The sequence below is a fragment of the Thermodesulfobacteriota bacterium genome (assembly GCA_040757775.1).
In the GTDB taxonomy this organism is placed as follows: domain Bacteria; phylum Desulfobacterota; class UBA8473; order UBA8473; family UBA8473; genus UBA8473.
This window is the reverse complement of record JBFLWQ010000012.1, coordinates 1-20,315: the sequence shown is the minus strand read 5'-3', so window position 1 is coordinate 20,315 and position 20,315 is coordinate 1. Positions and strand designations below refer to the sequence as shown.

The following is a 20,315-nucleotide window of genomic DNA, read 5'->3' as shown; positions in this document are numbered from 1 at the left end:
GGCGGACAGATGGACTTTTTACGACGCCATCAAGGTCGGAGGTCAGATATTAGAGGTCTGAGGTCTGAAAATTTCCGTCTGTCATCTATTCTCTTCTGCTATTGCCTTTCGCTCATGGGCATTCTCGATAGCGGAAACAACTGTTTCCACAGGACACGGTTTGAGGAGGACTTCTGTAACGCCCATTTTCAGTGCCTCGGTTACACGTTCGATGTCCAGGTAGCCGGTCAAGAGAATTACCGGTGTAAGGGTATCTTGATCTCGGATTGCTTTCAGGGTCATCAACCCGTCCATCTCGGGCATCTTGAGATCAAGTACGATGACGTCGAACTTCCCAGCAGAAATGATGGCAATTGCCTCAGACCCGCTGTAAGCAGAGTGAACTACCATCCCTCTTTTTCGCAGGACCTTGGTTAAGGACTCCAGAAAGAGCTTCTCATCATCAATCAGAAGAACACGCGTTGAATTTGACATACCGGTTCACCTGCCTGATTCCTGTTGTTTGATTCTTTCTTCCTCGATCAACTTTCTCTGGTATGCCTGGCAGACCTTTTCATGGAGATCGGCAATATTGGCTGGTTTCATCACAAAATCAAAAGCCCCTAATTGCATCCCTTCAATCCCCGATTCAACAGTCCCATGTCCTGTAAGTATTACCACTTCTACAAGAGGTTCTTTTTCCTTAATTTCTTTCAGTGTGGCAATACCATCCATCCCCGGCATCTTCATGTCAAGGATTACAACGTCGAACTCTTTTTCCCCGAGGGTACGGATAGCACTTTCTCCGTCATTTACAGCAATGACATCATACCCTCTTTTAGATAGAAGCTTCAGGACGTTGTTGGCAAATGCCACCTCATCATCAACCAGGAGAATTCTGGGTATTTTCATTTTCGGTTTCTCCTTTCTAGGCAGAAGAGTGAGGATTTATAAAAACATCATCCAAATTTTCCTGAACGTCGGCAGGCGGCATGAAAGGGAGGAAGAGATTGAATTGGGTGCCCTTCCCTATCTCACTCTGCACTGAAATGTCTCCTCCCAAACGCCTGATAATGCTGTAGGAGATGGAAAGTCCCAATCCGGTTCCTTTTCCAACGGGCTTCGTGGTGAAAAACGGGTCGAACATTTTTTCCATGTTCTCAGGAGAGATGCCCGAACCTGTATCCGCAACCACAATCTCCACCCCCTCGCGTTGATTGTTGGAACGGGTACTGATACTGATGGTTCCATAAGGCTTCCCGTCATGCGCATCAAAAGCATTGGTGATAAGGTTTAAAAATACCTGCTGAAGCTGGGAGGGGTCAGAGAGGAAGGCTGGGAGATCCTTATCCAGGTCAGCAGAAAACTGAATGCCCATTCCTTTTGCCCTCCCCTCCATAAGCTGGATGATTTCTTCAAGAAAGGCATTTAGATTTACCGTCTCCAGACGGGATTTGGTACGGCGCGAAAACCTGAGAAGGTTCTGGGTAATAAGATTACAACGCTGCACCTGGGCATCTACCTGAGATAAAGATGTAAACAATTCCGTTTTAAAGCTATCGTCTAGATTCGGTGTTTCCTCAACTGAATCCCTTATAACCTGGTTTTCGGTCAGGATGATCGCCAGAGGATTATTGATCTCGTGGGCTACCCCTGCGGAAAGCTCGCCCAGGGAAGCTAATTTACTAGCCTGGGTGAGTTGCTTGTTCAGCCGGTCTGCCTCTTCGTCTCGTTTTTTTATGACTTTAATCATATATCGGGTACTGATCACAGAGATGATCAGGATGACAAGGAGGCTTAAGTGGAGGAAAATTAAGGCTGCCCGATTGGCATGGTTCACATCCCTGAAGGCTTCGGAATAATCCTGTTTTATCACCAGCTTCCAACGGGGATTTTGAAGCCAGGTATAGGCTATTATCTGACGTGGAAACTGCTGATTTGGATCATCTCTGTCAGTTTCTAAAATACCGATTCCACTTTCCTTATGGAAAAACGCCGCCGGTAAGGGTGCCTTTTCCATAATTTTACCGCTGAAACGAGGAGTGGTTTGCAAAATTCCCTCCCGATTAGAAAGGTATACCTCACCGGTCCTGCCCATCTTGACGTTTTCAACCAGGGAACGAAAATATTCCGTATCTATACTCGCCCTTAAAATCCATTTCCTGTTCCCCTCAGTTCGGAGGACAGCAATGATAAAGTGCGGGGCATTCCGAAACCCCATAAACATATCACTGATATAAACCCCCTTTTTCATGACTTCTTTAAACCAGAAAGTCTTTGAATAGTTTTTCCCCATCAAATCGTAAGGGCCGACATAGGCAAGATGCCTCCCCTGGTCATCGATAATGCCTAAGTCCGTAAAAAAACAACCCTCCCGGTTCATGACGTTGAAAACACGCCTGAGGTTTGGAGTTTTTTGCAGATAATCGGGAGAATGGGTAAAAATCACTAATTGGAGATCGGAGGTTCGTTCTCTTAAAAACAATTCTATTATTCCCCGGTGGTGTTCAACCTGACTCTTGAAGTAGTTCTCTATCCTCATCCTGGAAAATCCGGAGTAGTAAATGTAGATACCCCAGCCAACCAGAAAAAGGGGAGCCAGGGAACAGATAAGGGTAAGGAATACAAATTTCCGGTATAGTCTGGAATAATGATTTTTTCCCCCTCTTTCTCCGCCGATCTGATCTCCATTGCCAATAGTTTCCGATCCAAGCTTCATGAATGAACCCCTTTTCAAGAAGGTACTATGTCTCTAATAAAAAAATCGCCACCCTCATATTATCACGGGTACATTTATCTACGGGAATGAGAGTGCAACTAATATGCCAGAGGTGGGGAAAGCAATAAAAAATTCCCTCGATATGCCTCAGGGATTTTTTGCCTTAAATATTTTCGAAAAATTCATTGTAATAACTCTCCAAATTTGGTAGAATTAAAAACTCTTAAATCTTAATAGCCAGCCTAAATCCAATATAACAATACTAAAGAAGAGGATAATAGTCAACGGATAAAAGTTCTCACCCATACGGCAAGGACGGCATGCGGAATCATCCAATTAGATAAAGAAGACATAGAAATATCCCGACTGCTCAAGATAGGATTAATTTAATAAAAAGGAGGTAATAGTGTATGTAAAGGAGTTAAATCAATCATTGAGAATCTTGTAGGAAAGGAGATTTTGAAGGTTTAACCTGACCGTGTTGAAGAAGCTGTAAAAACGACTAAATTCAGAAAGGAAATAAAAAAATGATTTCAAAACTAAAAACTAGGCAATGGGTAACTACAGGCATATTGAGTTTTGCTCTTCTGTCTTTTGCTGCCCCCCTCTTTGCAAGTGAAGCAGAGCTTAATATTCCTGTCCTAACCGCGACTCAAAACAACCTATTAATGGTTGGTTTTCTCATTTGTTTTCTGGGTATGTGTTTTGGCCTTTATGAATACATCAAGGTTAAAGGCTTGCCTGCTCATAAATCAATGTTAGATATATCAAACATTATTTTCCAGACCTGCAAGACGTATTTGATCCAGCAAGGAAAGCTGTTGATTATTCTGGAGATCTTTATTGCCATCTGTATCGGCTATTATTTTGGTGTATTGCAAGCCATGCCGGCACATGGAGTTTTACTCATTTTAGGCTGGTCGGTGGTTGGGATACTCGGTTCTTATGGCGTGGCGTGGTTTGGGATAAGGATGAATACCCTTGCAAACAGCCGGATGGCATTTGCCTCCCTGGAAGGCAAGCCATTAAAATTACTTGATATTCCTTTAAGATCCGGCATGAGCATCGGACTCCTCTTAGTATGTGTGGAGCTCATAATGATGCTAGCGATTCTTGTTTTTATCCCCCGTGAATATGCCGGCGCTTGCTTTATCGGTTTTGCTATCGGTGAATCTCTCGGTGCGTCTGCGCTTCGTATGTGTGGTGGTATCTTCACTAAAATTGCTGATATCGGCTCAGATTTAATGAAAATCGTCTTTAATATCAAGGAAGATGACCCTCGAAACCCAGGGGTTATCGCTGACTGTACCGGTGATAATGCAGGAGACAGCGTTGGTCCTACTGCCGATGGTTTTGAAACTTATGGGGTAACCGGGGTTGCCTTAATCAGCTTCATCGTTTTAGGGGTTTTCCCGCAGTACCAGGCAGAACTCATCACCTGGATATTTATAATGCGAATCTTGATGATCATTACCTCTATTGCCGCTTACTTTATCAATAAAGGAGCCACAACAGCTGTAAATCGAGGTAAAGAAAGTATCAACTTTGAAGCCCCTCTTACCTCCCTGGTATGGATTACCTCGATTCTTTCCATCATAGTTACATTTATCGTCAGTTACTGGCAGCTTTCTCAATACCCTGATAATCTATGGTTTAAACTCTCGGTCATTATAAGCTGCGGAACCCTTGCCGCGGCAATTATCCCCGAGCTCGTGAAGGTATTTACCAGTTCTAAGTCAACCCACTGTCAGGAGGTAGTGACTGCAGCCCGAGAAGGGGGGGCTTCCCTTGGCATCCTTTCTGGTCTTGTGGCTGGTAATTTTAGCGCTTTCTGGCTCGGTATGGCTATCACTGGTTTGATGTCTCTTGCCTATTTTACCAGTACCTTTGGCCTTGATAATTTTATGGTTTATTCTTCCATTTTCGCCTTTGGTCTGGTGGCGTTTGGTTTTCTGGGAATGGGACCGGTTACCATAGCGGTGGACAGTTATGGACCGGTTACTGATAATGCCCAGTCCATTTATGAGTTATCCCTGATTGAAACGATCCCAAATATCTCTTCTGAAATCAAAAAGGATTTCGGATTCAAGCCAAACTTTGATACAGCAAAACATCAACTGGAAGAGAACGACAGCTGTGGTAATACCTTTAAGGCAACGGCAAAACCGGTCTTAATCGGTACTGCGGTCGTAGGTGCCACAACGATGATTTTCTCTTTGATTTTGCTTCTGAAGAAGACCTTAGGGGTTGAACCAGAAACCATTTTAAATCTACTGAACCCTTACACACTCCTCGGTCTCTTATGCGGTGGAGCGGTAATCTATTGGTTTACCGGTGCTTCGATCCAGGCGGTAACCACCGGTGCCTACCGAGCGGTTCAATACATCAAGAAAAGCATAAAACTCGATGATAAGGCAACCCTGAGTGCTTCCACTGAGAGTTCCAAAGAGGTGGTTAAGATTTGTACGCAATATGCCCAGAAAGGGATGTTCAATATCTTCGTTGCCGTCTTCTGCTTTACCTTAGCCTTTGCCTTCTTTTCTTCACCGGGTGTTTCAAATGCTCCGGCATCCTTCTTCATTAGCTACTTAATTGCAATTGCAGTGTTTGGTCTGTTCCAGGCTATTTTTATGGCTAATGCCGGAGGGTGTTGGGACAATGCCAAGAAGGTGGTGGAGGTTGATTTGAAGGAAAAAGGTACTCCCTTGCACGAAGCTACCGTTATTGGAGATACCGTAGGAGACCCCTATAAGGATACGTCTTCAGTTTCATTAAATCCTATCATAAAGTTTACTACCCTTTTTGGCATTTTAGCCATGGAGATTGCAATCGCCCCAGGAATGAGGAGCAGTGCAGGTTGGGTGGGGATTGTCTTTTTTGTGGTAAGCCTGATATTTGTTTGGCGATCATTTTACGCCATGCGGATTCCAAAAGTATAAAGACCGGTGATACGATATAGAATGAGTTTCAAATGCAGAATAGTTGGCTTGCCCACATTGGGCAAGTCAACTGCTTTAATGCCCCTACTACTGTCGGAGCAGAAGTTAATCATTATCCGTTTATCATAAACTCAAACATAACCTTTCCTTCAAACCCGTCTAAGCGGGATAGCAGGGAAAGATGTTCAAAATAACATTGTCCTCATTTTATTTCCGGAGTCTTTCTCCAATCCGTAATCGGGACAACTTTCCCACTTTCCGGATCAGCTCTGTAAAGCTTTGTACGATGTATCCCTTGATGATTGGTAGGAGAAAAAGTGACTGGACCGGAAAGCCCTCCGGTATCCATGTCTTTTATATTTTCCAGGGCCGTTACAAATCCCTCAATACTCATATTTCTTCCAACCCTGTTTAGCCCTTCGCAAATGAGGGCAGCAAACATCCAACCCCCAGTATACATCTTGCTGCGATATGGCATTTCAGTACCAGGTTTATACTTGAGGGTAATCCTTCGCATCTCCTCCGCGCCCTTTCCGTCATCGTACCAGGAAGAGAAGGGATGAGCGCCTATATAATTCTTTGATGCACTACCTCCCATTCTTACTGTATCTTCCGTGCATGATATTATGTTTCCATAAACGGGAATGTTAAGACCAAATTTCCTTAAATCTCTGAGTAAAGCCACAACGCCTGGAGCACCATGGTGTATCAGGATATGAGTTGGGTTCTTCCTTTTGATGGTCATCACCTGGGAGGTAGCATCGAGGGCACCCATGTTTATTATCTCGGTATCGAGGTTAAAGTTGAAAAACTTAGCCCATTTCCGGACAGATGCAAGGTTTACCTTGCCCGACTCTGAGTCCCAATATACAAATGTTACATTGATCTTCTTGGCTTTAAGATCATTTATAATATAATCTAAGACCACCCCCCACTGATCGTGGTAGACATTGAAGGGCATAAATATATGCCTTTTTAACGGATTTATCTGAGCATCATCAGGGGCTATGCTCATGTTTGGAACCTTCAGTTTTTCTATCTGTCCAAAGAGCGCCTTTGCCCCTCCTGCGTTACCAGGCCCATACATAGCAAATATCTCATCCTTGAAGAGAAGCTTCTTAAAGGCAGCTATGCAGGCAGGTATGGAATAGTGGTCATCCTCAACTATCAACTTTATTTTCCTTCCGAATATTCCACCCTTATCGTTGACATATCTTGTATAGTTCCTGATTCCCTCGGTTATCGGTATCCCTATATCCCCTGCAATAGGCCCTGTTTGGTCCAATATAACCCCGATCTTTATCGTTGTATCCGTTACTCCCCTCACTTCTTTTGCGTGGCTCAAAGAGCCGTAAATCAAAAAAATACTTACCAACAATCCAGCTACCAACAATACATCCTTTCTCACCTTCATACCAAATCTCCTTTGTTCATTTAAACCCTGAACATCCGCAAAATCGAGAGGTTACCCTCCCCTGCATTCTGACCAAACCCAATTGCTATCGAGATTGTTTACTAAACCAGATTCTATAATATGCTAACTTTAATTTTAAACAACGATTACTCTGGCTTCCTCCAGTCCGTCATAGGGATGAACCTCCCAGCAGCAGGGTCTGCCTTGTATATCCTCCATGAGTCTCCGCCCTTATGGCTTTCTGAACTGTAAGTGATAGGGGCACAGAGCCCACCGGTATCATAGTTTTTCATACTCTCAAGAGCACTTACCAGAGCTTCTTCATCGAGATTCTTCCCCGCCCTTTTGAGCCCCTCTACAAGCACAGTCGCCATGATCCATCCGTGGGTGTATATTGTTCCACGATAGGGTTTGTCTGTTCCAGGGTGGTATCTAAGCGTGATTTTTCTCATCTCTTCAATACCCGGCCCCTTACCGTACCAGGGAGACGTAGCATGAACAGAGTAGAGTTGGTTTGCTGCCTCACCGATTGCGTTCATTTCCTCTCCAAGCATTGCTCCCCAACTGGCAAATACTGGTATATTCAACTTAAGCTTCCTTAAATCCCTGACTAAAGTGATTGTTGTTGGGGTGATAGTTCCAACATGGAGCACACAATTAGCATTGTACCTCTTGAAACTCATTACTTGAGTGCTGGCATCCACTGCATCAGGGCTCAGTATCTCCTTTGTTACAGGTGTCAGATTGTATCTCTTAAGCCTCTCCAGTGTGGGAGCTAGATCTATTTTACCGGCCTCGGTGTCAGGGTGGACCACTGCAACCCTGGGTTCCTTCAGATTGAAGTCTTTTATCATATAATCGATAAGAGCTTTCACCTGGCCTGCATAGGTGTCAATGATGATAAATATATACTTCTTCAAAGGAATAACGGCGATTTCAGGCGTCGCAACGGGGATAGTAGGTAACTTATCCTTCTGGATACCCTTCCACAGGACATTGACCTGGCTTGCAGACCCTGGCCCCAGCAAGGCAAATACCTTATCTCTATAAACCAGCTTCTTAAGGGCAGCAATAGAAGGGGGAATGGAATAACGGTCGTCTTCTACAATTAAATTCAACTGTCTTCCATTGATACCACCATGCTCGTTAACATACCTGATATAAGCCCTTATTGCATCAGCCGCCGGGACGCCAAGACTTGCTGCAGGACCCGTTATAGGAAGAATCACCCCCACTTTTATTGATTTATCTGTTACACCCCTGACTTCTTTTGCGTGGCTCAAAGAGCTGTAAATCAAAAAAATAGTTACCAACAATCCAACTACCAACAATACATCCTTTCTCACCTTCATACTAAGTCTCCCCTTATTTTATGATTACTTCTGTCAACAAAAAACTAGTATGTTGCCCCAAGATTTCCCGTCCAAAGATTTTCCAATATTTCCAATTTACTTCCTGAGACCTGCTTTTTCGACCACTTAATAGCCTGTCTTTTTCAGGGTGTTTTGCCTGGCTTTTTACAAATTACTCTGATTTCCTCCATTCCGTCATGGGGATGTACTTCCCACCAGCGGGGTCTGCCCTGTATATCTTCCATGAATCTCCGCCTTTATGACTTTCCGAACTGTAAGTGATAGGAGCACAGAGCCCACCGGTATTATAATTCTTAATACTCTCAATGGCATCTACCAGAGCTTCTCCGTCGAGATTTCTACCGGCTCTTTTTAAACCCTCTACCATAACAGTCTTGAGAATCCAGCCATGGGTGTAAAATGTTCCGCGATAGGGTTTTTCCGTCCCAGGGTGATATTTCAGTGTGATTTTTCTCATCTCTTCCACGCCCGGCCCCTTACCGTACCAGGGAGACATGGCGTGAACAGAGTAGAATTGGTTTGCTGCCTCACCAATTGCGTTTATTTCCTCTCCAAGCATCGCAGCAAAACTGCCAAAAACCGGTATCTTTAATCCCATCTTCTTTGAATCCCTGAGCAGAGTAATGGTTGTTGAGGGGATAGTCCCGACATGGGCTATGACATTTGCTTTGTACCTTTGTATACTCATCACCTGGGAGCTGGCATCGATAGCACCAGGAGCCAGTACCTCCTTTGTTACAGGTGTTATATTGTATTTCTTAAGCCTCTCTATTGCAACTGCAAGGTCTGTTTTCCCAGCCTCAGTGTCAGGATAAACCAGAGCAACCTTTGGCTCCTTCAGATTGAAGTCCTTTATCATATAATCAACAAGAACCTTCGCCTGGCCCGGAGCGATATCGGTGATCACAAATAAATACCTCTTAAAAGGGCTAACAGCAACCTCAGGCAGTGAGATAGATATGGTCGGTAACTTCTCTTTCTGAATGCTCTTCCACAGGGCATTGGTTTGGCTTATAGATGAAGGCCCTATCAAAGCAAATATCTTGTCTCTGTAAACCAGCTTCTTAAGAGCGGCAATAGCAGGTGGAATCGAGTAACGGTCATCTTCTATAATTAAGTTCAACTGTCTTCCATTGACACCACCACTATCGTTAATATACCTGGTATATGTCCTCATCGCCTCAGTCGCCAGGACGCAAGTACCCGCTGCGGGACCTGTCATATCAATACTCACCCCTATTTTTATTGACTTATCTGTTACACCTCGTACTTCAGCGTTGACATTATTAGTACAGGATAAAGTCAAGAATACAAACAGGGCTGCAACCAGTCCAAAAACAATTTTTCTCATAATTTTTTCCTTCCAAAAATAAAATGTTTTCTATTAACCCAGATGCCCCGTCCTGTGGGCGGGGCAATTCACTTTTTAGGCAAAAAAACCCTTATTCTCAAAACGTTAGTTTAAATTTGCTCGCCTCCCCCTATAAGATAAGGTTAAACTTTAATTTTAAGCAACGACTACTCTAGTCTCTTCCATCCCGTCAGAGCGACAAATTGTTTCCTGGCAGGGTTTACTCTGTAAATCTTTGATGCCTGCCCTCCTCTATGGCTCTTCGAGGTAAACGTGATAGGTGGAAGAAGTCCACCGGTATCATAATTCTCAAGGCTTTCGAGAGCCTTTATCAAACCGTCCTCATCCAGGTCCTTGCCAGTCTTTTTTAGCCCCTCAGTTAAAATGGTTAAAAGCCCCCATCCGTAAGTAAATCCTGTACCTCTATAAGGCTTCTCTGTTCCGGGGAAATACCTCAATGTGACTTTCCTCAAGTTTTCTACCCCTGGCCCTTCACCATACCATGGAACGAGTCCGGTTACCACATATGTCTGACTTGCAGCATCGCCAATCTCGTTGAGATCCTCTGCAAGCATCGCCCCCCAGCTATTAAAAACCGGTATCTTGTATCCAAATTTCTTTAATTCCCTGACCAAGGTAACAGCTGTCGAGGTAATTGTTCCGATATTCATGATACAATTAGTATTTTTCCTCTTCAAGCTCATGACCTGTGAGCTCACATCAACTGCACCCGCCATCACTATTTCCTCTGTTACAGCTTCTATATTATACTCCTTCAGCCTCGGAAGCACACCTCTCAAATCGGTTTTACCGGCCTCGGTATCAGGACGTACTATACCAATCCTTGGATTCTTCAACTTATAGTCTTTGACTATGTAGTCTGTAAGAACCATTACCTGCCGCTCATAGGTATCACAGGCAATAAATATATATTTTTTATAGGGATCTACGGTAAGTTCACTGAATACCACACACATAGTCGGCAACTTATCCTTTTGCCATTTATCCCACAGTGGCGGGACAAAGCTCGCTGAACCAGGACCTATTAAGGTAAATATTCTGTCTTTGAAAATCAACTTCTTATACGCCGCAATGGCAGCAGGAATTGAATAGCGGTCATCTTCTGCAATAATTTTTAGCTTTCTTCCATAAACATCTCCCTGATCATTAAAATATCTGGCGTAAGTCTTAATGCCGTTAGCAATGGGCAACGTAACATTGGCAGCAGGACCTGTATGGTCCATTATCACCCCTATTTTTATCACCGTATCCGTTACTCCCCTGACCTCTTTTGCGTAACTCAAAGAGCCGTAAATCAGAAAAATATTAACAAATAACACAATCAATATCAATAATTTGTTTTTTAGTTTCATTTTCAATCTCCTTTCCATTTATGCTTTTTATAACCACCGTTTTCTTCATATGCATTGTAATCTTTCTCTAGGCATTCTAAGTTCAATAATTGTGCCAAAAGGAAAAGGCAGCTGATGAAATAAGAATCAGTGGGAAAATCATGGTAGACAAGGTATTGGCAACTACTAAGAATAAGGATAGTAAAGGCAAACAACTTTATTGTAAACGCACAGGTTACACTGTGTCAAAGGAAAGTTGCATAAAATAGAAAGAAACGTTGAAAGCACCCTTAATTTTTAATGAATAATCCTTGAAATGGCAGTGCAGAACTGTTATTATTATTCAATTTTAATAGGATAGGGGTTATAAGCAATTTCCGAAATGAAGATATATTGAAGATATTCAAGGAGAAAGGAGGTGTAAGGTTCAAAAGGATTTTTAAGTTATCCTGGAAATAAGAAAAAAGAAAATATAAGAAGGCTATACGATTAGTATGGATGTTTTGAAGGTGGAGCTTAACGAATAACATTAAATGGAGGCTTTAATATGTTAGTAAAAAATTGGATGAATACGAATTTAATTACTATCGATGAAGAGGAATCCATGCACACGGCTATAAAGCTGATGAAGGAAAACAATATACGACGTCTGCCTGTTGTGAAAAAAGGAAAGTTGATAGGGATTGTAACGAATCTTGACATTAACAGAGAATCAGCATCCAAGGCTACAACCCTGGCTATTAACGAGTTGAATTATCTTATAGATAAGATAAAGATTAAAAATATTATGACAAAGAAAAACCTAAAAACCATTTCTCCAACAGATACAGTTGAGGAAGCGGCTTTGATTATGTCAGAAGAAAAGATTGGGGTACTTCCCGTAGTGGAGGATGGAAGGCTGGTAGGGATTATCACAGAATCGGACCTATTTAAGGTCCTCATCAGTATGACAGGTGTCCGACAAGGGGGTATCCAGTTTGCATTTGAACTTCAAGATAAGCCCGGCTCTATTAAAGAAGTTGCCGATGTACTGCGGTCTTACGGGGGGCGTATGCTCTGTATAATGACATCGTATGAACAGGCAAAAGAAGGATACCGTCACGCTTACATAAGAATGAAGAACATTGAGAGGGTTAAGCTTGAGACTTTGAAGAAAGAGTTACAAAAATTCAATTTGATGTATATATCGGACAGTAAAGGGTAGACAAAAAGATCCCTGTTTATCAGTTCCTGAATGAATGTGTATATCTGAGATATATCCAGGGAGGTCAGAAAAAGAAAAGGGATTCTTACGGGAGGTAAAACAATGGTTCAAGGTTATGTAGACAACAGGGTACTCAGCTACACAAAGAATATTCATGCAGCTGCGGAGAACATGGATAATGGGAACACCATAGCAAGGGTCAGAGCAGATGATACGTTCATGTCTGCCGAGATGGAAATAGAAGTTAAAATACCTGATTTAAAGATCGTATCGATACAGGGCAGAATAATTCGATCCTTTGCCGAGGAGTGTAAAAACAACGTAGAGATTTTGAAACGTGCAATTGGTATGCGTGTAGGGGCAGGAGTCACCAGATTGGTAAAAGAAACAATAGGGGGGCCTAATGGGTGTAATGTCTTTGCTGATATGATACTCGAAGGCTGCAATGCGATGATAATGGGATTTACCGTTGAGGAACTTGACAAGCAGCTTGCATCGGAGACCGATGAAGGTTATGAGCAGGTACTCAGGGACATGCTGGAACACAATCCAAGGGTTGCGAGCTGTATAGCCTTCACCGAGGGTAACGAACTGAGAAGAAGACTGGGGGTGTAATGATGTTTGAATTTACAAGAACCAAGTCCATAGGTGTGGAGAAGAGGGAAGGTGGTATATTTCTGGTACATGGGTTTCTGGATGATAATGTCTACACCATAGAGCTGGACATAGAGGTAAAGACTCCCGAACTTACCATATTCAGTGCCAGGGGCAATATGAAGAGATACACCACTCCGGAGTGTACTAAAGCCCCGAGCATCCTTAGTGATGCGGTGGGCATTCAGATAGGCGGTTCTGATTTTGAGACAAAGATAAAGAAGCTTGTTGGCAGGGGAGGATGCCGGCATCTGGCAGACCTCTTTATCGAGTGCTGCAATGCTGTTTTTCCTGCCCTTATACAGACCCAATGGAAAGATGCTAAATCTAAAGGGATCAGTAAAGATGATTTTATTAAAGGGTTGGTAAACAATGAGCCTAAAATCAGAGACCGATGCATAACGTATTCCAAGGATAGTAGCCTGATTAAAAAACTTAATGTTTCCTGGTGATTAAAATGGTAGTCGACCTTCATATTCATACAAAAAGGCTCTCTCCTTGCAGTGAGATGGAACCGGAAGAAGCTGCCTCAGAGGCTAAAAGGATCGGGTTGGACGGGGTATGCTTTACGGAACACAATAAGGTCTGGGATCCCCAGGAGATTTTGAAGATTGAGAAAAAATCTGGAATCTCGATCTTTCAAGGAGTTGAGATAGATACTACAGAAGGACATGTACTGGTTTTTGGGCTTCAGAAAAACTTTCAAGGGATAACTCCTATTGAAGATTTGCGTCAAATGGTGAATAACGTTAATGGGTTTATGATAGCAGCCCATCCCTTTAGGGGTTTTTTATTGTTTGGTTTTTCCAAACTGCAGATGAATGTGGACGATGCCAGTAAAAACCATCTCTTTAAGTTTGTTGACGGCATTGAAATATTCAGTGGGAGGCAGACGCCCAAGGAGAATGATTTTTCATGCCAGGTATGCGATAGACTGAATCTAAGACCGGTTGGGGGGAGTGATGCCCACTCTACAAAGGATATTGGCAGATGTGTTACCATATTTGAAAATAAGATAGCTAGCCAGGAAGACCTCATAAGAGAGTTAAAGACGGGAAGATTTAATGCCGGGTATTTTCAAAGGGGTTAGTATTAAGATTAGGGAGAGATATGGACATATCTAGGTGATGAATTACTAATATCTGCGGCGATTTTTGGAAATTAACTGGACATTTTTAATATTTACCCATATACTATATATAATCATTTAACTGGACATTTCTAATAAGATGTTACCATCTTCTACAGAAATAGAATGCTTCAACAAACTGACAGGATGGCGCCTCCATTTCGCATGGCTGCGGTTAATGAATGGAGAACACGAGACTGTCTTGCGTATTGCCATCGATGGGGCAGTTTCTATATTTCAAAGAAAATTCTTTGATAAACCGTATATGGAGGAACCTGTTGTTCTCTCTACTCGTTCACTTTTAATGAAGGGGGGACTTTCCAAGGAGAGGTGTGTATCGTCATTCGAACTCTTAGCTAAAAGAGTTTTTAGTGGTCAGGGTATTCAGGCTGAAAAGCCAGGTGTGATCTTCAGAGACCTTCTTTCTTTGAAATCCATGTGCCCATGGAGCGTCATGGATATTTCCCATGTTTCTTTCCCTTTGGTCTTTCGTATAGGAAAGGAAGGAGAAATGTTGAATCAGACAGACAGCAATTTCAGTCTGAAAGGATGCCCTGTGCTTTGTGACAGAGCTGGAAAAATCTGGGCACCAATTACCCTTGCTGACGAGACCGACATTGATGCATCATGTAGCGATATACTGCTTGTTTGTTATTCTCCCATTGAACAAGCAAGAAAGGTGGCAGCAAAGACACATTTGGGAAGTATGGTACACATGACACAGTCATTTCGTTTCGTTATAGAACGAGCATTTTTGCCAAAGGAGGAGTTGTAATCTAAATAAATGCGATTGTCTTGTAGAGGAAGATATGTCACTAGAGCGATGATTGAACTTGCACTTCATCATGGGAAAGAAGCGCTCCCACTAGCAACAATAGAGAAAAATCAGGGCATTTCAAAGAAATACCTGACTCAATTAATGGGTGTTCTAAAACTGGCCGGGCTCATAAGAGTCGTTAGAGGAAAAAACGGGGGATATCTGCTTGCCCGCTCCCCTTCAGAAATAACCCTAGCTGACATCCTTTATGCTGTCGAAGGAGATATGTCGCTTATTGACTGTGTTAAAGATGCAAAATTGTGTTACCGATCTGACGAATGCATATCGCGTCCAACATGGGTTGAGCTTAGTGAGCTAATCAAGGACTATTTAAGAACTACGACTTTAGAAGACATTCTTAAAAAGGGGATCTTCTTGCAAATGTCTAATGCGAATAAGTAAATAAGATGATTACCTATTTGGAACCGAAGACTTGGGCATTTGAGTTATTGCTAGGCAGCCAGATTCTAAAGCACGAGCCTTTATTTTCTTCAGATTCTACTTTTATAATTCCTCCATGTTCTGATACGATTTTCTTTACAACTAATAGTCCAAGACCTGTACCTGTTGAACCCTTGGTGCTAACCATTCCGTGAAAAATCTTTTCCCGGATTTCTTTTTTCATTCCAATGCCGTTGTCTAATACTTCGAAGATAATCCCCCCCTGATTTTCCGATTTTAGTCTAATGGCAATTTGGCCCGGATATCCAGGAGGGGTAGCATCGATTGCATTAGACACCAAGTTCATTAGGCATTGATACAGGGCGTGTGAATCTACGTAAATATCACCGAAATCCCCCTCGTATTCCGAGATAATTTCGATATTCTTATTATGGGCTTTATTCTCCATTGTTTCAATTACATCCTCAACTATATTTTTGGGGTCATACTTCTCAAAAATAGACTCACGGTCTTTTGCATAGTTCAATAGGTTAATCACAAGCTCAGAAATGAGGTCGATGTTCTTTTCGATCATCTTCCAACCCTTTTGAGTATCCTTTCTATCATTTATCATATTCCCCTTCTTGTAAATGTACACACCTCCCAAAAGGCCATCCAGGATGTTCTTGATCGAGTGGCTGATACTGGCTACAGCCTGACCAGTAGCGCTAAGTCTTTCAGACTGGATCAGTTCTTGACGAAGTTTCTTTATCTCTCGAAGATCCTGAAAAAAGAAAACCTTCCCTAAATGCTCTTCTTCCTCGTACAGGTTTATACCCGAGAGTCTAACTGGTATTGGCTCTTTGTTCTTGTCCATAATTTCAGATTCCATGGGTTTAAAACCGCGCAACACTACACCATAATCATATATAAGTGGACGGTTAATCTTTACAGCAATCTCTTCGGAAAATAAGTCATTTAAAGACAGTTTGTCGATGACCTCTGATTCGGAATATTTGGTGAGGTTTTCTGCAACGAGATTGAAAATCTTTACAGTCCCAACCTCATTTGCTGCAATGATTCCCATTAAAGAATTCTGAATCATGTTGCTCTGAAATTTGTAAGACTTCTCAAGTTCGGTACTGGAAGTCTTGAGCATGTATATCATGTGCTGAAATGAATCCGCCAGTTGAACAATCTCATCTCCTTTGTGGGTTTTGTAGACTTCACATTTTTGACATCCTTTGAGCTTTTCGGGGAATTTGGGTTCATAACCCTCACAAGGCGTACCATCGACAAACCAACATTGAACCGCTATATTTGTGTAAGCTGCACAGTCCCTATGCCCGCACTTTTTAATCTCCCAACAATTGACATGCTTCCCAAAGAAAATATCCATATCCAGGTTACCCACTGATATTTCGTCTGCAACACGGGTCAAAGTAACTATTGGGCGTGTAGTATATCGCAGAAAAGGTCTTACGATGAGGAAGAAAATAAAAATCATGGCACCGAAGATCGATAGATAGATGGTCATAAACTGCCTGAGGAAAGCGTTCATCGATGATGTAGAAAAACCGATCTTTATTGCACCGATGTTTTTCCCCTCATGAATAATAGGCGAAACTATCTCCATGATGGTTTTATCGTGGGCTTTAATGTTTTGGCTGTTTTTATTTTCGGTGGCTTCGTTCCCAAGATTATTTTGGGTATGTTGTAACGGTAATTCTCGGTCTAACGATTGCCCCAGCGTTTCTCCGTTTTTGTTATTAACAATCATATAGAGACTGCTTCCATAGAGTTTATTCTCTTCTGAAAGCAAATGTGTCACTCCAGTTCTGTCTCCAATCAAAACCAGAGACACCAGGTGATGAGACAATGAATCGGTGATAGTTTGGAAGTGGTTCTCGTATTCCTTTATAAGATGAACCTTAAGTGCCCATTGAAGAGCGATCGCCCCCACTAGGCCAAAAAGAATCAGCAGGAGGAAGACAATAAGCAGTATTTTGTTGTGAAATGACAGTTTGCTGTATATGAGAGTAGGGCGATTTCCGTGAAACTGAAGGCGCGATAAAGGTGGCAAGACTTGCATATTAAACCTGCAAAGAATAAATTGAGGGAATCAACCCAATAAATTTAACACCATGTTCATTTCTTATCCAAATACAACCTCCTTTTCAGATCCACGGCTGAGAACATTGTTGACGACACGCATAAGGCGTTGCGGCGTTACAGGTTTCTCAATAAAACCATCAGGTACTCGAACTTTGGATTTAGAGATGATATCTTTCCAATCGACGTTGATTTGTTCCTTAATACCCGTAATTATAATCAGGGGAACATCCCTTAACGGCTCTTCTGGTCGACGTAACCATAGGAACAGATTTACACCTGTTTTACCGGGCATTAATAAATCCAGGCAAATCAAATCAGGAGGGTCCTCTCTTATCAATTTTTCCCCGTCCACAGCATTGTTGGCTGTTTTAACGGAAAAACCATTCTCTTCCAATATTGTTGAGAAGTAGGTTGTCAAGTCTTCCTCATCATCGATGACAACAATTCTTTTTCTTAAATTTTCCTTTTCCAAATGTCCCATTTTAATGCCCCTCCTTTTTTAAACTCTTACTTTTTCTGCGTTCATTACTTATTTATCCAAGATTACAGCTTTATCAAAGAGGTCGAACACCCCTCCGACCCTAACATCCATCTTGTGGTAGTCCATAAGTTGCATAATCTGTCGTTTGCAGTTAGCGCATGGAGCTGCCACGTATTTTGCTTCCGTCTCTTTAATTTGATTCAACTTCATCTTTCCCCCTACATTCATTCTATACTCCATAAAAGTAACCTCATTCTTCTCTACCCCTTCTTTGCCATCCATAACTGCCAGGCCACCTCCGCCTCCACAGCACCAGTTATTTTCCCGGTTTGGGGTCATTTCCCGGAAATCAGTTACGCATGCCCTCAATAAAGCTCGTGGTTCTTCAATTACCCCAGTGCTTCGTGCGAAGTTGCACGGGTCATGATAGGTTACAGGTTCTGCATTTCTACTTGGGTCAAGCTTAAAGGCTCCTTTGTTTAGCTTTTCTGCCGCGAGTATAAATATATTAGTAACCTCATAAGGAATATCATTGCCCCAATAGAAAGGTCCCCCGATACGCTTAGCGATTCGATAAGCATGACCACACTCACCAATTACAAGTTTCTTTACCTTAAGCTCCAGGCAAGCGTCGTGGAGTACCTTATTCTTGCGCTTCATGTGGGCATCGTCACCAGTAAATAGCCCAAAATTTGCGCCGTCGAAGGCCTTTGAGCTCATTGTCCAGTTTAATCCAGCTGCATGGAAAAACGTTGCAGATCCCATCTGAGTTTCGGGAAATGAGATTAAGTCTGCCGAAGCCGGCACAAATAGAATGTCTGCTTCCTGATCAACAGGTATTTTGATAGGAATGCCGTGCTCTTCCTCTAACTCCGATTCGAGGAATTCAACGGCATTCAAGAAGGACTTATAAGTTTGCCCTTCATCGTTTCCGAATTTATCGGATGTCTCTTGGGTTTGCACCATCATCTTTGGGGAGAGGCCAAGAGCATGAACAACAGCACGACCTTTACGCGTGATCACGGAGTTGTCGATACCAAAAGGACAGTATAATGCGCAGCGGCGACAACCAGAACACTCGTAGAAGTCTCGCACCCATATTTGCACGTCATCTGCACTTAAATTCTTGTTGTCGCCGTTTAAGAGACCACTGATCTTTGTGAGTATTGAACCATCTTGTTTATACAGCTTTCGGATAAGGTCAGATCGGGCAGCCGGGTTTGTTCGACGATTAGGGTTGGCCCTAGCCACATGGCACTGCTCAGCACACGTTCCACACTTAGCACAGATGTCCATATATAGTTGAAGGGCTCTGGGGCCATCCTTGATGGCATTTACAGAGTTGATTACTTTTTCGATATCACTATGGGAAATCACTCTTTCTTCGCTCATTATAACACCTCTCTATTCTTGATAAATTATTGATTTGCTATAGAATGTGCCGGGTATATGTAAAAATTTGCTAAAAGGTATGTAGATTATCAATAACTGTCCCAAAAAGAAGTGCACAAGAAAAGCAGGATCAGCAGGGACAGATACTATACTAAAAGTGACAAGGGCTGCAAAGTACTCCCTGGTTTGAGCAAGATCAAAATGGGTTATAAACCGCATTATATCTCCGCTAGTGATAATGGCGAGGACCAAACCTAATGTGAAGTAATCTTCCCAATCAGAGATTTCCTTAACACGTTGAATCACAATTCGTCGAAAAAGCAAGTATATTCCCATCGCAAGAATAATTAACCCAGCTATTCCCCCAACCGTGTCAGAGAAAGTGTCCACATCATCCTTTCCCATTCCAAGTGCATGCCATAGAATAGGAAAGTCGGTTACCACTCTGAAATGACCGATGAAAATCAGGGCAAGACTAGCGTGAAATATCCAAGTCCCACCCCACAGAGTCTTGTTGCCTTTAAAAAGGCTCTGGAAAATAAAAACTTCTTTAATAATTTTTCTCCATTTCCCACCTGGGGTTGAGGAAGTAGGGTAGAGGGTCATCTTCCCCTGGGCAGCCCTGTTCCATTTGCGGATTTTGTAAATAATACCCCATAAAAAAACAACCAATGTAATATACGGGAGTATCCCACCAACAACTAGTTTAATCACTGTCATAATATCCTCCTTAAAACTAATTTCGTATTGTCAAAATATTTTTATCTTTTAGGCAAAAACCCCTTTATTCCCAACATGTTACTTGAAATAGGCTTACCTCCCCCTATAAGATAGGGTTAAAAGTACTATATCATTTGCTTTTTAGCCTTTTTTTCGAGGATTTCCCTGCCAAAAACTGCCGCGCCAAGGGCTCCTACTATCTGAGGCTCAAAACATATATTTGCCTTTAACCCTACCTTCTCTTCTATCCTTTTCACTACCCCTATATTCTTGGCAATACCTCCACTGATGACAA

18 protein-coding genes are annotated in these 20,315 nt (G+C 42.4%); 7 read left to right on the top strand and 11 right to left on the bottom strand.

What is annotated here, in order from left to right:
• Nucleotides 1-81: 81 nt before the first annotated feature.
• The 3 genes from AB1401_08770 to AB1401_08760 are packed head-to-tail and all read right to left on the bottom strand — an operon-like array spanning nucleotide 82 to nucleotide 2,698.
• Nucleotides 82-474, bottom strand: coding sequence for a response regulator (locus tag AB1401_08770; GenBank protein ID MEW6615541.1), 393 nt, complete (start codon nucleotides 472-474; stop codon nucleotides 82-84).
• 6 nt (nucleotides 475-480) lie between these two features.
• Nucleotides 481-891 carry a response regulator gene (locus AB1401_08765; GenBank protein MEW6615540.1) on the bottom strand — a complete coding sequence of 137 codons (411 nt, stop codon included), beginning with the start codon at nucleotides 889-891 and terminating at the stop codon, nucleotides 481-483.
• Between the two features lie 16 nt (nucleotides 892-907).
• A complete protein-coding gene (locus tag AB1401_08760) occupies nucleotides 908-2,698 on the bottom strand; it encodes an ATP-binding protein (GenBank protein MEW6615539.1) in 1,791 nt (596 codons plus the stop codon).
• A gap of 527 nt (nucleotides 2,699-3,225) precedes the next feature.
• On the opposite strand from AB1401_08760, the gene AB1401_08755 reads away from it, so the two are divergent.
• A complete protein-coding gene (locus AB1401_08755; GenBank protein ID MEW6615538.1) occupies nucleotides 3,226-5,637 on the top strand; it encodes a sodium-translocating pyrophosphatase in 2,412 nt (803 codons plus the stop codon).
• Nucleotides 5,638-5,839: 202 nt separating this feature from the next.
• Here the strand turns inward: AB1401_08755 and AB1401_08750 are convergent, their stop codons facing one another.
• The 4 genes from AB1401_08750 to AB1401_08735 all read right to left on the bottom strand — a co-directional run bounded on the left by AB1401_08750 (nucleotide 5,840) and on the right by AB1401_08735 (nucleotide 11,148).
• The gene (locus tag AB1401_08750; GenBank protein ID MEW6615537.1) at nucleotides 5,840-7,051 is read right to left on the bottom strand and encodes an ABC transporter substrate-binding protein; all 1,212 of its coding nucleotides are present in this window, start codon (nucleotides 7,049-7,051) and stop codon (nucleotides 5,840-5,842) included.
• Nucleotides 7,052-7,197: 146 nt separating this feature from the next.
• On the bottom strand, nucleotides 7,198-8,403 hold the full coding sequence (locus AB1401_08745) for an ABC transporter substrate-binding protein (GenBank protein ID MEW6615536.1): 1,206 nt from the start codon (nucleotides 8,401-8,403) through the stop codon (nucleotides 7,198-7,200).
• A gap of 172 nt (nucleotides 8,404-8,575) precedes the next feature.
• Complete coding sequence (locus tag AB1401_08740; GenBank protein ID MEW6615535.1) at nucleotides 8,576-9,775, bottom strand: ABC transporter substrate-binding protein; 1,200 nt, start codon at nucleotides 9,773-9,775, stop codon at nucleotides 8,576-8,578.
• A gap of 167 nt (nucleotides 9,776-9,942) precedes the next feature.
• Entirely contained in the window at nucleotides 9,943-11,148 is a 1,206-nt protein-coding gene (locus AB1401_08735) for an ABC transporter substrate-binding protein (protein ID MEW6615534.1), read from the bottom strand.
• Between the two features lie 526 nt (nucleotides 11,149-11,674).
• On the opposite strand from AB1401_08735, the gene AB1401_08730 reads away from it, so the two are divergent.
• The 6 genes from AB1401_08730 to AB1401_08705 all read left to right on the top strand — a co-directional run bounded on the left by AB1401_08730 (nucleotide 11,675) and on the right by AB1401_08705 (nucleotide 15,333).
• Nucleotides 11,675-12,331 (top strand): CBS and ACT domain-containing protein, encoded by a 657-nt coding sequence (locus tag AB1401_08730; GenBank protein ID MEW6615533.1) that lies wholly within the window; start codon nucleotides 11,675-11,677, stop codon nucleotides 12,329-12,331.
• A gap of 102 nt (nucleotides 12,332-12,433) precedes the next feature.
• Complete coding sequence (locus AB1401_08725; protein ID MEW6615532.1) at nucleotides 12,434-12,946, top strand: DUF2889 domain-containing protein; 513 nt, start codon at nucleotides 12,434-12,436, stop codon at nucleotides 12,944-12,946.
• The gene (locus tag AB1401_08720; GenBank protein ID MEW6615531.1) at nucleotides 12,946-13,437 is read left to right on the top strand and encodes a DUF2889 domain-containing protein; all 492 of its coding nucleotides are present in this window, start codon (nucleotides 12,946-12,948) and stop codon (nucleotides 13,435-13,437) included. Before AB1401_08725 ends, AB1401_08720 begins: the two co-directional genes overlap by 1 nt.
• 5 nt (nucleotides 13,438-13,442) lie before the next feature.
• On the top strand, nucleotides 13,443-14,075 hold the full coding sequence (locus AB1401_08715) for a PHP domain-containing protein (protein ID MEW6615530.1): 633 nt from the start codon (nucleotides 13,443-13,445) through the stop codon (nucleotides 14,073-14,075).
• A gap of 139 nt (nucleotides 14,076-14,214) precedes the next feature.
• Nucleotides 14,215-14,889 (top strand): hypothetical protein, encoded by a 675-nt coding sequence (locus AB1401_08710; GenBank protein MEW6615529.1) that lies wholly within the window; start codon nucleotides 14,215-14,217, stop codon nucleotides 14,887-14,889.
• Between the two features lie 9 nt (nucleotides 14,890-14,898).
• Nucleotides 14,899-15,333 carry an Rrf2 family transcriptional regulator gene (locus AB1401_08705; protein MEW6615528.1) on the top strand — a complete coding sequence of 145 codons (435 nt, stop codon included), beginning with the start codon at nucleotides 14,899-14,901 and terminating at the stop codon, nucleotides 15,331-15,333.
• 13 nt (nucleotides 15,334-15,346) lie between these two features.
• Here AB1401_08705 and AB1401_08700 read toward each other — a convergent pair whose 3' ends face one another.
• The 4 genes from AB1401_08700 to AB1401_08685 all read right to left on the bottom strand — a co-directional run bounded on the left by AB1401_08700 (nucleotide 15,347) and on the right by AB1401_08685 (nucleotide 20,020).
• Nucleotides 15,347-17,404, bottom strand: coding sequence for an ATP-binding protein (locus tag AB1401_08700; GenBank protein MEW6615527.1), 2,058 nt, complete (start codon nucleotides 17,402-17,404; stop codon nucleotides 15,347-15,349).
• Between the two features lie 63 nt (nucleotides 17,405-17,467).
• Complete coding sequence (locus AB1401_08695) at nucleotides 17,468-17,908, bottom strand: response regulator (protein MEW6615526.1); 441 nt, start codon at nucleotides 17,906-17,908, stop codon at nucleotides 17,468-17,470.
• Between the two features lie 48 nt (nucleotides 17,909-17,956).
• Nucleotides 17,957-19,300 carry a (Fe-S)-binding protein gene (locus AB1401_08690; protein MEW6615525.1) on the bottom strand — a complete coding sequence of 448 codons (1,344 nt, stop codon included), beginning with the start codon at nucleotides 19,298-19,300 and terminating at the stop codon, nucleotides 17,957-17,959.
• Between the two features lie 12 nt (nucleotides 19,301-19,312).
• Complete coding sequence (locus AB1401_08685) at nucleotides 19,313-20,020, bottom strand: respiratory nitrate reductase subunit gamma (protein ID MEW6615524.1); 708 nt, start codon at nucleotides 20,018-20,020, stop codon at nucleotides 19,313-19,315.
• Nucleotides 20,021-20,315 lie beyond the last annotated feature (295 nt).